This is a genomic window from Acinetobacter sp. I-MWF, from assembly GCF_025433935.1.
GTDB classification, from domain to species: Bacteria; Pseudomonadota; Gammaproteobacteria; order Pseudomonadales; family Moraxellaceae; genus Acinetobacter; species Acinetobacter guillouiae.
In genome coordinates this window covers 2,112,299-2,125,238 of the sequence record NZ_JAMBAR010000001.1, presented here as the reverse complement: position 1 = coordinate 2,125,238, position 12,940 = coordinate 2,112,299, and the positions used below count along the sequence as shown (strand labels likewise).

The 12,940-nt window shown below is 38.3% G+C and carries 12 protein-coding genes; 7 read left to right on the top strand and 5 right to left on the bottom strand.

The genetic code is table 11. The annotated features are described in order from the left end of the window. Window positions 1-17: 17 nt before the first annotated feature. The gene (locus M2R48_RS09840) at window positions 18-1,334 is read right to left on the bottom strand and encodes an MFS transporter (protein ID WP_034610301.1); all 1,317 of its coding nucleotides are present in this window, start codon (window positions 1,332-1,334) and stop codon (window positions 18-20) included. Between the two features lie 247 nt (window positions 1,335-1,581). After that, window positions 1,582-2,805 carry an acyl-CoA dehydrogenase gene (locus M2R48_RS09835; RefSeq protein WP_262085987.1) on the bottom strand — a complete coding sequence of 408 codons (1,224 nt, stop codon included), beginning with the start codon at window positions 2,803-2,805 and terminating at the stop codon, window positions 1,582-1,584. A gap of 345 nt (window positions 2,806-3,150) precedes the next feature. Between M2R48_RS09835 and M2R48_RS09830 the strand changes: the two genes are divergently transcribed. After that, a complete protein-coding gene (locus M2R48_RS09830; protein WP_151803114.1) occupies window positions 3,151-4,104 on the top strand; it encodes a LysR substrate-binding domain-containing protein in 954 nt (317 codons plus the stop codon). Window positions 4,105-4,313: 209 nt separating this feature from the next. On the opposite strand, the gene M2R48_RS09825 is transcribed toward M2R48_RS09830, so the two are convergent. Beyond that, window positions 4,314-4,649, bottom strand: a complete 336-nt coding sequence (locus tag M2R48_RS09825; protein WP_004720717.1) for a hypothetical protein — start codon at window positions 4,647-4,649, stop codon at window positions 4,314-4,316. Between the two features lie 121 nt (window positions 4,650-4,770). Here M2R48_RS09825 and M2R48_RS09820 point away from each other — a divergent pair, with 121 nt between their 5' ends. From M2R48_RS09820 to M2R48_RS09800, 5 genes are all read left to right on the top strand, one after another. Then, on the top strand, window positions 4,771-5,199 hold the full coding sequence (locus tag M2R48_RS09820) for an HD domain-containing protein (RefSeq protein WP_004720720.1): 429 nt from the start codon (window positions 4,771-4,773) through the stop codon (window positions 5,197-5,199). A gap of 88 nt (window positions 5,200-5,287) precedes the next feature. Continuing rightward, window positions 5,288-6,187: a LysR family transcriptional regulator gene (locus tag M2R48_RS09815; protein WP_004821316.1), complete on the top strand. Its 900-nt coding sequence runs from the start codon at window positions 5,288-5,290 to the stop codon at window positions 6,185-6,187. Between the two features lie 162 nt (window positions 6,188-6,349). Further along, window positions 6,350-7,432 carry a tRNA (uridine(54)-C5)-methyltransferase TrmA gene (gene trmA / locus M2R48_RS09810; protein ID WP_262085986.1) on the top strand — a complete coding sequence of 361 codons (1,083 nt, stop codon included), beginning with the start codon at window positions 6,350-6,352 and terminating at the stop codon, window positions 7,430-7,432. 242 nt (window positions 7,433-7,674) lie between these two features. Continuing rightward, window positions 7,675-7,905, top strand: a complete 231-nt coding sequence (locus M2R48_RS09805; RefSeq protein WP_004720727.1) for a hypothetical protein — start codon at window positions 7,675-7,677, stop codon at window positions 7,903-7,905. A gap of 134 nt (window positions 7,906-8,039) precedes the next feature. Continuing rightward, window positions 8,040-9,107 carry a hypothetical protein gene (locus tag M2R48_RS09800; protein ID WP_262085985.1) on the top strand — a complete coding sequence of 356 codons (1,068 nt, stop codon included), beginning with the start codon at window positions 8,040-8,042 and terminating at the stop codon, window positions 9,105-9,107. A gap of 13 nt (window positions 9,108-9,120) precedes the next feature. Here the strand turns inward: M2R48_RS09800 and M2R48_RS09795 are convergent, their stop codons facing one another. Beyond that, complete coding sequence (locus tag M2R48_RS09795) at window positions 9,121-9,474, bottom strand: YnfA family protein (protein WP_004720731.1); 354 nt, start codon at window positions 9,472-9,474, stop codon at window positions 9,121-9,123. A gap of 220 nt (window positions 9,475-9,694) precedes the next feature. Between M2R48_RS09795 and M2R48_RS09790 the strand changes: the two genes are divergently transcribed. Then, window positions 9,695-10,603 carry an alpha/beta hydrolase gene (locus M2R48_RS09790; protein WP_262085984.1) on the top strand — a complete coding sequence of 303 codons (909 nt, stop codon included), beginning with the start codon at window positions 9,695-9,697 and terminating at the stop codon, window positions 10,601-10,603. Between the two features lie 59 nt (window positions 10,604-10,662). Here the strand turns inward: M2R48_RS09790 and clpA are convergent, their stop codons facing one another. Further along, a complete protein-coding gene (gene clpA / locus M2R48_RS09785; protein WP_004720735.1) occupies window positions 10,663-12,939 on the bottom strand; it encodes an ATP-dependent Clp protease ATP-binding subunit ClpA in 2,277 nt (758 codons plus the stop codon). Window position 12,940 lies beyond the last annotated feature (1 nt).

The window sequence follows — 12,940 nt, the reverse complement described above, 5'->3', positions numbered from 1 at the left end:
GTTTAAACAAGCGTTGACTATTGTTGTTGTGGGTCATATTGACGATCTTTGATAAATAAGCCAGGCAGTACCCCTGCAACAAAGTAAGCTGCACCCATCACGATAAATGCCGTCATAAATGTTCCGCCCGAAGCAAGGAAACCAATGGTTGCTGGGGCAATAGCTGCACCCACTCGCCCAATGTTATATGCACCACCAATTGCTGTACCTCGGACATCGGTAGAAAATGATTCCGCCATATAGGTCGCATTTACGCCATAAGGAATGCCATATAAGAAACCAAAAGTGATCAATAAGTACAAAATATTGTCTGGTGTATTAAAGATAATAATCACAGGTAAGAAGACAGCGCTGGCTATAGTACCGAACACAAATACCGCACGACGATTAAATTTATCTGCCAAATATCCCGCTAAGATCTTGCCTAGAATCATTGCTGTATATGAACCCACCATATAGCTGGTCATGTTTTTAAAGTTCATATGCACTTCTGTTTCTAGATAACTTGGCATCCAATTGTTGATTCCGTAGTAACCAAATTGTAAGAAGAAGGCCGTAGTCATCCACAATAAAAACATTTTACGGTGCTTAAAGTTGGCAAAAATTTGTTTATAAATACTGCCACTTTTCGGTTTCTCGGGAACTGTAGCTTCAACTGGTTTTTTGCCTTGAAGCTGATTGATTTTGTTGAGCTGCCAAGACTTTGGTTCAGGTACAAAGCGTTGCAAGAAAATATTGATAAATGCTGGAATAACCGTGATAAAAAACAAGACTCTCCAACCATGATCAGGAATAATCGCACCAGCTAATAATGTAGCAACAATATATCCAACGGTTTGCCCGGTTTGTAATGTACCCAATACCGTAGTCCGATACGTTGTAGGAACATATTCAGCCATAAGGGTATTGCATGCCATATAAAGTGCCCCAATCCCTAGCGCACCAATAAATCGTAATGCCATAAATTGTTCAAAACTTTGGGTAAAGCCTAACAAACATGTTGCAACTGAGAAAAACGATACAGAATTGGCAATGGTACGTACGCGGCCAAACTTATCACATGCCCATCCCCCTAAAATTCCACCAATTCCCATACCTGCCAGAGAGGCACTGCCTAAGGCGCCAGCCTGAAAAGTAGATAATGCAAACTCACCTTTTAAACTGGTTAAGCTATAGGACAACAACATGATATCCACGCCATCAACGACCATAGCGAAATAGGCGAATAAAAGTGCCCATTTCCAAGTATTTGGGCCTATTTTTTCAAAGGTTCCAATATTGGATGGCATGGATAATTTTGTTGAAGTTGTAACTGATCGAACATCATTGTTCATTTTTCCTCTACCTCATTTTCCCAAATGAGTCATCGGTCACTTTTTATCTTTCTCTCTACTTATTTCTTTGTTATTTTTATTGCATCAATCTAGAGTTAAGTATGAGAGTTAAAAGAATAATCAGATATTTTTCACGATGAATCCTTTTATCATTGATTTATTTTTACCTTAGTTTTTATAAAATTTAAGGCAAAAAATCCTACTAGGGATGCTAGATTTAAGCATCCCTGTTTTAAAACAGTTGATTTTAGTTACTAAAGGCAGCAATACCAGTTTGTGCACGCCCGAGAATTAAGGCATGTACATCATGGGTACCTTCATAGGTGTTGACCACTTCCAGATTGACCAGATGGCGAGCGACACCGAATTCATCACTGATACCATTGCCACCCATCATGTCACGAGCAACACGCGCAATATCTAAAGCTTTACCACAATTGTTGCGTTTAATCAGTGAAGTGCCTTCAACAGAAGCAATGCTTTCATCTTTCATACGACCAAAACGTAATGCGATTTGCAGCCCTAAAGCAATTTCAGTTTGCATATCTGCAAGTTTCTTTTGCACCAATTGATTCGCAGCCAGTGGGCGTCCAAATTGTTTACGATCCATCGTATATTGGTGTGCAGTGTGCCAGCAAAACTCTGCCGCCCCCATCGCACCCCATGCAATACCGTAACGTGCACTATTTAAACAAGTAAATGGTCCACGCAAACCACGAATTTCAGGAAATGCATTTTCTTCAGGAACAAAAACATTGTCCATCACAATTTCACCAGTAATCGATGCACGCAAACCGACTTTGCCATGAATCGTAGGCGCAGAAAGTCCTTCCCAACCTTTTTCTAGGATAAAGCCACGAATTTCACCGACATTGCCTTCAGCAGAAACTTCTTTCGCCCAGACCACAAATACATCAGCGATTGGACTATTGGTAATCCACATTTTTGCGCCAGTCAGACGATAACCACCTTCGACCTTTTTGGCACGGGTGATCATACTGCCTGGATCTGAACCATGATCAGGTTCTGTTAAACCGAAACATCCAATAAACTCGCCAGTAGCTAATTTAGGTAAGTACTTTTGTTTTTGCTCTTCAGAACCAAATTCATTGATAGGCACCATCACCAATGAGCTTTGTACACTTGCCATCGAACGATAACCCGAATCTACGCGTTCAATTTCACGGGCAATAAGACCGTAACTGACATAGTTTAGACCTGCACCACCGTATTCTTCAGGGATTGTCGGTCCCAGCAAACCTAACTCACCCATTTCACGAAAAATAGAAGCATCTGTTTTTTCATGGCGGAATTGTTCCAAAACTCTTGGCATCAGTTTGTCTTGTGAATAGGCATAAGCAGCATCACGAATCATGCGTTCTTCAGAACTGAGTTGCTGTTCCAATAAAAATGGGTCTTGCCAGTTAAATTGAACGCGTGCCGTTTTTGTAGAATTAACCATTTGATTCATAGCATCCTTTGCTGAACATATCTTGTTGTCTTAGTAGTGATGTTAGGTGTGAAAATACATACTTTCAAACGATTAATTCTCACTCAGATATTCCATTTACGCATATCTTGTGTTTTTATAATATGGCTCGCTCAATGACTACGGTTTAAGTATGTTGGTATTAAACGAGGCTTTTTAACAGATTTTTATCATCTTTACGTCCTCTTATAAGTTTTTATTTGAGGTAAAACCAAGTGGTTTGATGAAAGTTTCATTGCAAACATCTGCTTTGCTTTAAGCTCTTTTTGCTAGATATGAATAGATTAAATTTAGTCTTAACTAAACTTTGATATTCAAGGAATGAATATGCGTAGAATGATTCCCTCATTACAATCATTGATATGTTTTGAAGCGGCTGCCAAGCATCTAAGCTATACCTTTGCAGCTCAAGAGCTGCATCTTACTCAAAGTGCCATCTCTCGCCAAGTACAACAACTCGAAGATTTTTTAGGACTCAATCTATTTAACAGAACACGGCATGGCGTTGAATTAACACAAGCGGGTGAACATTATTATAAAAACATCAAAGCTCATTTATTGGGTATTGAGCAAAGCACACTCGATTTAATGAGCCATAAAGGTTTAGGCGGTACGCTAAAATTAGGGGTTGTACCGACATTTGCAACACGCTGGCTGTTACCCCGACTGTATAAGTTCAATGAAATATACCCTGAAATTACCATTCATTTAGAGACCAGTACCAAACCCTTTTTATTCAGTGAGCATATTTTTGATGCAGCAATATATACAGGTACACCTGCACAAATTGAAAATTGGCCGGGTGCAAAAGTCCACTATTTAATGAATGAAGATGTTGTTCCTGTGTGTTCTGCTGAGTTAATTTTTAAGCATTTTCCAGAGCTAAGAGGGCCTTCCGGAGATTTACGTCGAAGCTTAACGGCGGAAGAGATTGCCACGCTGCCCTTACTCCAACAAACCACACGCCCCTATATTTGGAAAGAGTGGTTTGAAGTTTCTGGTTATGAGCATCCTTTTGCATTAGAAGGACAACGGCATGAATTATTTTCGATGCTTGCGGTGGCAGCCATACATCATATGGGGGTTGCGCTTATTCCACAAAAACTACTGGAAAAAGAACTGCGCTCAGGTGATTTAATTATCGCCTCAGAAATTAAGCTAAAAGGTTCACGTGCCTATTATTTTGTCTATGCAGAACAACAGCAAACACCTCTCATTGCTAAATTTGTTGAATGGTTATTGGCAGAAGTTGAACAATCACAAAGTACTTTTTTAAAATAACGCGATTTCAAGTTAAACAATAGTTTGTTGAAGATTTATAGAATGCAGTTTAGCTTCTATATTGTGATGAAAAAACTCAGCTTGTAGGAGATGAAAAGAACAGCACCTACAACAGAAAATACAAGCCTACTCCGCCATTTTTAATACCTATACAGTATCTTTAATAAGAGTAGGCTAAAAAACAAATGAATGACTACCGATCTTAAAATTTAAGCGCTAAATCCAATATAACGATAAAAATCTTGATCCCCTACAACACCTAAGCTTGTTTTATAAATCAGATAATCAGGATAATTACTCTCAGATAATTCATTGAAAATATTCAATCCCTGATCATCATGAGCATGGATTTCATCGACGCTACGGGGCATGGTCGCTTCAAATTCATCTGAAATATATTCAAAGCCCAAATCCATCGCAATAAACAAGGTATGTATACACGGTTGTAGATATTGTTCTTCATTCCAATCAATGACCGCATGTTGGCAATGTGGGCATGTAACATTTTCTTGAGAATTTTCTAAAGTGATCAGTTGAAATGGCATACGCTTTGGAACAGAATAAAATTGTATTTTAAACGAGTTAGGGAAATTAAACACTCGTTTTAGATAAATCTAAAATTGCTTTTCATATTTTATAAATACACGAAACAAAGCTAAGGATATTATGTCAACGATTGAAAAAGCGATTGCTTTAGCAGCTCGTAAACACGCAGGCCAAAAAGATAAAGCGCAACAGCCTTATATTTTTCACCCTCTGAGGTTGATGTTCAAAGTTAAAACACCCAATCAACAGATTGTTGCTGTATTACACGACATCTTAGAAGATACCGACACCACTGTGGTCGATTTAATCTCACTTGGCTTTAGTCAAGAAATTGTCGATGCCGTTGTTGCCTTGACCAAAAAAGAAGGTGAATCTAGAATCGAAGCCGCCTACCGTGCAGTAAAAAATCCAATTGCACGTGTGGTAAAACTGGCAGATGTTGCTGATAACATGGATATCACCCGTATTCCACATCCGACCACTAAAGACCTTTTAAGATTAGAAGAATATAAGCAAGTTCAAAATATTCTCATGACAGGCAATGCCTAATCTTAGAAAATTTTCACAATTAACAAGTTGACTTGATGCAACAATTAAGTTTAATAGTGCGTCATTGTTGCAATTATGGAATGTATTTATGCTCACTGATTTGGATGACTTTTACTGCTTTGGTTTGGTTGTAGAGCATGGGGGATTTAGTGCGGCTGAACGTGCAACGGATATTCCTAAATCCAAGCTCAGTCGCCGTGTATATAATTTAGAAGAAAAATTAGGGGTTCGTTTAATTCAACGAAGTTCACGTCATTTCGCAGTTACAGACATTGGCATGAATATTTACCGCCATGCCCAAGTGATGATGAATGCAGCACAATCAGCGCATGATCTGGTTGATCATCTCAGTGAACAACCACGTGGTGTGATTAAAGTCAGTGTACCTGTGACCGTTGCGCAAAGTGAATTGTCCAAAATCCTTCCTGACTTTTTAAAAACTTATCCTGAAATCAGAGTACAACTTTTAGTCAGTAATCGCCGAGTAGATATCATCAATGAAGGTTTTGATGTTGCCTTGCGTGTGCGCGCAAATCTGGACGATGACCCGAGCTTAGTGCTGAGAAAGTTTGGACATATTGAACAGCACCTTCTTGCAAGCCAAGCCTATTTAAATGAATTTGGTATGCTCAAAAAACCAGAAGATTTATCTGAACACCGAATTTTAAGTATGGTTGATGAGCACTTAGATCAACAAATGGTGTTACATGATAGTGAAAATCAACAGAAAAAAATTAAAGTTAACCCGATACTCATGGGGTCGGATTTAATGATGCTGGCAAAATTAGCCAGCCAAAATTGTGGTATTGCCTTACTTCCAGATACGATTGCTAATGATTTTGTCGCCACAGGCGAATTGGTTCGTGTCTTACCTGAATGGAAAGCACCACACGGGATCTTTCACGCTGTTTACCCTTCTCGCCGAGGCTTACTTCCTGCGGTAAGAGTCTTTATTGACTATTTGGTTAAGCACTTAAGTAAGTGTTGAGTAACTTATCTTCATCGTCACTTTGATTAAAGAATCCTAGGATTATTTCAATAGACAAGCCGATCTAAATAAATTGACAAAGATGGACTGCAATCTGGTGTCCATCTGGTGCTATTTTTGATACCATCGCTACTGCTTAATTCCAATGTTTTTCTGATTTATATGACTTCATCTTATCAACAACAGCTTGATGCCAAAATTGAACGAATCCAAACTCAATTCGCAGAATTTAATCCACCTTCGTTAGAAGTATTTGCTTCACCTGAACAAAACTTCCGTATGCGTGCAGAATTCCGAATTTGGCATACTGACGATGATATGTTCTATGCCATGTTTGAACGAGATGAAAATCAACAGAAAACCGTTGCTCGTATCGATGAATTTCCGATCGCAGATCAAAGTATAAATCAGCTTATGCCAGTTTTATTGGCTGAGCTAAAAGCCAATTCAATCTTATCAAAACGGCTTTTTGAAGTGCATTTTCTAGCAACGCTCAAGGGCGAAATGCTGGTTTCATTGATTTACCGTGCGCCACTGAGTGAAGAATGGGAAGTTTTAGCAAAACAATTGGCTGATAAGCTGAATGTTAAAATTATTGGTCGCAGTCGCGGACAAAAAGTTGTCTTAACCGATGAATTTGTTGTTGAAGAATTACAAGTCTTTGAGCGTAAATTTCAATATAAGCAAATTGAAAGTAGCTTTACTCAACCCAATGCACAAGTTTGCCAAAAAATGTTGCAATGGGCGTGTCAGTCAGTAGAGGGCGAAAATAAAGACCTACTCGAATTGTACTGTGGTAATGGTAACTTTACCCTTCCCTTATCCTTGAGTTTTTACCGTGTTTTGGCAACTGAATTAGCGAAATCTTCGGTCTATGCGGCACAGTGGAATATTCAACAGAATCAGATCGACAATATTCAAGTTGCACGCCTGTCAGCAGAAGAATTTACTCAGGCCTATAACGGAGAACGTGAATTCCGCCGTTTACAAGAAGCAGAAATAGACATTCAGGGCTATGAGTTTGATACAGTTTTTGTTGATCCACCACGTGCAGGGATTGATGACGATACGTTAATGCTATTGCAAGGTTTTCAACGTATTCTTTATATTTCATGCAATCCAGATACATTACACGACAATTTAAAAACCTTGCTTAAAACTCATAAAATTGTGAAATTTGCGATGTTTGATCAATTCCCCTACACCCATCATGTAGAATCTGGGGTTCTTCTCGAAAAAATTTAAACAATTTATTACAAGATTAGACTGCCATGTAAATTAGTGTGGCAGTTATTTCTTTAAATTATTTATTGATATATCATTAAGTTATAAATCATTTAAAACATGGCCTTTTAACAAACCGTTTAAAACATATCAAATCATCGAAAAAATCAGCCTATAACTCGACCATCTATTTCGCTCAGATCTTGTATTTTATTAAAAAACGGCTATATTTCGAACTATGTTAGGTTGTGTATGAAGGCTCTATGAGTTTTTGGCAAAAGCTGTTTACGGCTGAAGATACATTGCAAAATGAACATAAAAATCAAATTGCATGTGTTGAAAATGATTGCTCTTGTAAATCCAATGATCAACTTTTATCAGCGTTGATGAAAGCGACAGATCAGGATGTAATTACTGGGATTAAAAAGGTACTTATCTCTAGAGGTTTCAGTAAAAAAGAGTTAAACCAATTACAGCATCCACCTATTCAATAGTCATGGATGACCGCTAAGAAAGAAAAAGCATTCAGTTTACTGGATGCTTTTTTAATTCCAATAGAACAACTTTTGATGTTTCTCCTTAGCTTGTATACAATTATTTCAAAGAATAGATAAACGCAGAATCAACAATGAAAATTAAAATTGTTATTTTTTTATTATCACTCAACGCTTCAATTAGCTATGCAGATATCAACGATGATGAGATTCAAGCCATAGAAGATTTAACGGATCAAGTATTAGCAACCAAAAATCTTGCCAAACTTGAACCACAGATTAAGGCTCAAATCCAGAAAGCCCAACCCAATGTGCAAAAACTGTTAAAAGCCAAAGACATTGAATATAACGATTCCGTCTATTTACACAACTATGCGATTCTGACTTCTGGATATGCTGAATATTTGCTTGAACAACACTGCACCACGCTCTCTCAGCCTTTTCAAGAACTTACTGAGCAGGCGTATTTTGCGTTAAAAAAACGTGATCCTAACGATACAATCGCAATCAATAATTTAGGTTTATTCTATGCACAAATGTCAGTGTATTATCGGAAAAACATAGACCCAACGCCACGTCTAAACTATTTGCTAAAGGCTGAACAATTATTTGAGACCTTAATGAAGTTGCAACCAGACAATGAGGAGTATGAGAAAAATTATTATGCTGTACTCAGTGACAAACTAATGCTATTACAGAAATATCATCGTGATCAGAATGAGCAAAAACGCCTCATCAATATACTTAAAAAGCCTTTATTTCACTATTTATCTGATCCCAATCAAGCGTTCGATGCAGGAAATTTTATTATTTTAGCGCAACAGTATTTTAAATTCCTCAATCGTGAAGACCCGAAACTTGCTGAAAAATGGTTGCGTGATAATCAGGCTAAAATTGAAGCTGTGGTGAATAAGAATCGTAAGCAAACTCAACGGGAAAAAGAGTTCCTCGCTGAATTCTATGCGCTGCTTGGTCAAACGGATCGAGCACTGTCCTACTTAAAACAATTGGAATTTTCTGATGAGAACAATACAGAACCATCCTCATTTGAAAATGAACCCAATCTTGCCAATTTAAGGCTAAATCCTGAATATCAGAAATGGTTTAAACAATATAAACAGGATTATGCTGCATATCGTAAAGCAATTCCCAAAGTATGTAAGATCAATCAACTTGAAACAACACAAGATACGTTAGAATAATGCTGTTGGAGACTTAACGAATCAAGCCTTGCGGTTGCAGAATAATCACCAAAGCCCCAATGATTACAATACATCCACCAAACAAATCCCAGCGAGTTAAGCTGACTTGATCGACAAATTTCAGCCACATCAGCGCACTAAAGATATAGATACCGCCATATGCGGCATAAATACGCCCTGAAGCAGCCGGGTGCAAGGTTAATAGCCAGACAAATACCGCCAAACTTAAAACGGTAGGTATCCATAACCAATGGCTTTTATTTTGATTCAGAATCAAATAAGGAAAATAACAACCTAAAATTTCTGCAACAGCTGTGACAAGAAATAATAAAATCGTAGTTAAAATTTTAGTAAATGCAATGTCCATTGATACTCAAAGAATAATCATGAAGTTAGAGTATATGTGATTTTCACGTGAGCTAAGCAATAAAATTTTGAGCATACTAAAACAACTAAGCTTTTATTTATAAATTGTAGTTGTTGTTTGCCTCATCCACAAAAGCATACATTTTTAAAATATGTTGATGAATGTGCCTTGTTTAAAATAGGATAAAATATCAGCATCTACATTTTTTGGTTTTTTATGGATGAAAATAAATCATTTCGTGTTTAATTTCTTCATTTTCCTCTGGCTTAGCCAAAATGTAGATGCAGCAACACTGAGTCTTCCCCTGTGGCCCAATAGTGCAACACTGGCACCATCCAGTGAACAATATACGCTAATTAAGCATGGTGCTATTGAGCATATCACCTCTCCTCAACTGCGCGTATATTCCCCCAAACAGAGCAATTACATCGCTATTTTAGTTATTAGTGGTGGGGGTTATGCCAGAGAGGAATTGGCCAAAGAAAGCACGCCAACTGCACAGTTTTTACAAGAACAGGGATTTACTGTATTTGAATTAATCTACCGCTTACCTAATCAGGATGGCAATAATCTGCTTGCACCCTTTCAAGATGGCCAAAGAGCACTGCGTATCATTCGTTATCAAGCACATCAATTCAACATTGATCCAGACAAAATTGGTGTACTGGGTTTCTCCGCAGGTGGACATTTAGCTGGAATCATTGCGACACAATGGCAACAACAATTTTCGAATTTAAATGATCCGATTGATCAAATTTCCGCTCGGCCTAATTTTGTGGCGCTACTCTATCCAATCATTAGTATGCAAGCGCCGCTAGATCATACCCATGCTTATAAAAGCTTATTTGGCTCAAAACATGATTTAGCCAAACAAATCTTGTTTTCAGTAGATTTACAAGTCAAACAGAATACACCTCCAACCTTTTTAGCCCATGCCATAGATGATCCGATTTCACCTGTTCAGAATAGCCTCAATATGCAAACCGCTTTGCAGCAACACAAGATCGCTTATGAATTACATCTTTTCAAAAATGGTGGGCATGGTTGGGGCTTAGGCAAAGCCAATACTGAAACAACACAATGGCCAACATTATTCCTAGCTTGGTTAAAGAAAATTGATATTTTATAAGCTTATAATTCAAAAAATAACCCGCAATCAATGCGGGTTATTTTAAAGTTCATTCACAACTATGCTGGTTCAGCAGTCTGATCTTCAAAGACTTCTAATGTAAGCCCTACCGCCTTACCATTTTCTTTCTTCACAGAAACAGCAACGTTACCACCATGATCTGCAAGCTCACCAAATAGAATCATCTCAGCAAGTGGTTTCTTCAAATGTTCTTGAATCAAACGTTGCATTGGGCGAGCACCCATTAAACGATCATAGCCATTCTCAGCCATCCAATCGCGAGCAGATTGATCAACTTCCAGCACCACTTTTTTGTCATCTAACTGCGCTTGAAGTTCGGTTAAGAATTTATCAACGACAGACTCAATCACTGTGGTAGGTAATGCTTTAAACTGAATTACACCATCTAAACGGTTGCGGAACTCTGGTGCAAATGCACGTTTCATCGCTTCCTGATTGTCATTACTATTGTCTTGCTCAGTAAAACCGATACTGTTACGCGAAATACTTTCAGCACCGATATTGGTGGTCAATACAATAATCACATTACGGAAATCAGACTTACGCCCATTGTTGTCGGTTAAAGCACCATGATCCATGACTTGTAATAACAAGTTAAAGACATCTGGATGTGCTTTTTCGATTTCATCTAATAACAAGACACAGTGCGGATTCTTATGAATCGCGTCAGTCAGTAAACCACCCTGATCATAACCAACATAACCTGGAGGCGCTCCAATCAAACGAGAAACCGCATGACGCTCCATATATTCAGACATATCGAAACGAACAAGCTCTACACCCAGCAATTTTGCCAATTGTTTGGTCACTTCAGTTTTACCAACACCTGTAGGACCTGCAAAAACAAAACTACCCACTGGTTTATCTGGCGCTTTCAAACCTGCACGTGACAGTTTAATCGCAGAAGCCAAAGCTGTAATCGCTTCATCTTGACCAAATACCACACGTTTAAGATCACGCTCTAGATATTCAAGTACCGATTTATCATCTTTAGATACTGTTTTTGGCGGGATACGTGCAATCTTCGAAATAATATCTTCGATATTTTCAACTGTAATCAAAGTATCATCTTGTTCAGCTTTTAATCGACGTTGTGCACCAGCCTCATCAATCACATCAATCGCCTTATCTGGCAAGAAACGATCATTAATAAACTTAGCAGACAACTCAACCGCTGAAACTAGCGCAGTATCTTCATATTTAACATGATGGAAATCTTCAAACTTGCTTTTCAAACCACGCAAAATATCAATTGTCTCTGAAATAGAAGGCTCATTCACATCAATTTTTTGGAAACGACGTGATAGTGCATGATCTTTTTCAAATACTTGGCGATATTCTTGGAAAGTGGTTGAACCAATACAACGTAAACTACCATTCGCCAACGCAGGTTTGATTAAATTCGATGCATCCATGGTACTGCCCATACTTGAGCCAGCACCAATGATCATATGAATTTCATCGATAAATAAAATTGCTTCTGGTTTCTTTTTCAAAGCATTGAGAAGCTGTTTCAATCGTTTTTCAAAGTCACCACGGTATTTTGTACCCGCAACCAATGCACCGATGTCTAAACTAAACACTTCAGCAGTCGCAAGTGGCTTAGGCGCTTTACCATTCACAATCAACCATGCCAGACCTTCAGCAATCGATGTTTTACCCACACCAGGATCACCCACAAGCAATGGATTGTTTTTACGGCGACGGCAAAGAATTTGAGCAGTTCGTTCAATTTCTTTTTCACGCCCGATTAAAGGATCAGTTTTGCCTTTTTGCGCTTCAATATTCAAATTCAAAGTATAAAGTTCAAGTGGTCCAGCATTTGCTGAAGCATTTGATTCACCTTCTAAATCATCAGATTCTTCTTCAACTTGAATTTCTTCTTTACGCGCACCGTGTGACAAATATTGGGTTAAAGTCAAACGATTGATTTGATGTCGTTTTAGCAAGTAAACGGCAAAAGAATCTCGCTCAGAGTACATCGCAACCAGTACATCTGCACCCTCTACTGTGCGATCACCGCCACTTGACTGAACGTGGAAAATTGCACGTTGTAAGATACGGTCAAAACTTTCAGTTGGATGAGGGGCTTGGTCGTTGTTTTCTCCTAGTTTAGGGGTATGTTGTTCTACATACTCCTCTAACTCTTTGCGCAAACTGATAATTTCAGCGCCGCATGCTTTTAAGGCATTAACCGCTGAATCGTTATCAAGTAAAGCCAATAATAAATGTTCAACCGTAAGAAACTCATGTCTCTTTTGACGAGCCATGCTAACAGCCAAACGGAGTGAAACTTCTAATTGACGACTGAGCATG

Bases quoted from the DNA above. Each gene is read 5' to 3' on its own strand.
- M2R48_RS09840 (WP_034610301.1), bottom strand. From the start codon at position 1,334: ATGAACAATGATGTTCGATCAGTTACAACTTCAACAAAATTATCCATG.
- M2R48_RS09835 (WP_262085987.1), bottom strand. From the start codon at position 2,805: ATGAATCAAATGGTTAATTCTACAAAAACGGCACGCGTTCAATTTAAC.
- M2R48_RS09830 (WP_151803114.1), top strand. From the start codon at position 3,151: ATGCGTAGAATGATTCCCTCATTACAATCATTGATATGTTTTGAAGCG.
- M2R48_RS09825 (WP_004720717.1), bottom strand. From the start codon at position 4,649: ATGCCATTTCAACTGATCACTTTAGAAAATTCTCAAGAAAATGTTACA.
- M2R48_RS09820 (WP_004720720.1), top strand. From the start codon at position 4,771: ATGTCAACGATTGAAAAAGCGATTGCTTTAGCAGCTCGTAAACACGCA.
- M2R48_RS09815 (WP_004821316.1), top strand. From the start codon at position 5,288: ATGCTCACTGATTTGGATGACTTTTACTGCTTTGGTTTGGTTGTAGAG.
- trmA (WP_262085986.1), top strand. From the start codon at position 6,350: ATGACTTCATCTTATCAACAACAGCTTGATGCCAAAATTGAACGAATC.
- M2R48_RS09805 (WP_004720727.1), top strand. From the start codon at position 7,675: ATGAGTTTTTGGCAAAAGCTGTTTACGGCTGAAGATACATTGCAAAAT.
- M2R48_RS09800 (WP_262085985.1), top strand. From the start codon at position 8,040: ATGAAAATTAAAATTGTTATTTTTTTATTATCACTCAACGCTTCAATT.
- M2R48_RS09795 (WP_004720731.1), bottom strand. From the start codon at position 9,474: ATGGACATTGCATTTACTAAAATTTTAACTACGATTTTATTATTTCTT.
- M2R48_RS09790 (WP_262085984.1), top strand. From the start codon at position 9,695: ATGAAAATAAATCATTTCGTGTTTAATTTCTTCATTTTCCTCTGGCTT.
- clpA (WP_004720735.1), bottom strand. From the start codon at position 12,939: ATGCTCAGTCGTCAATTAGAAGTTTCACTCCGTTTGGCTGTTAGCATG.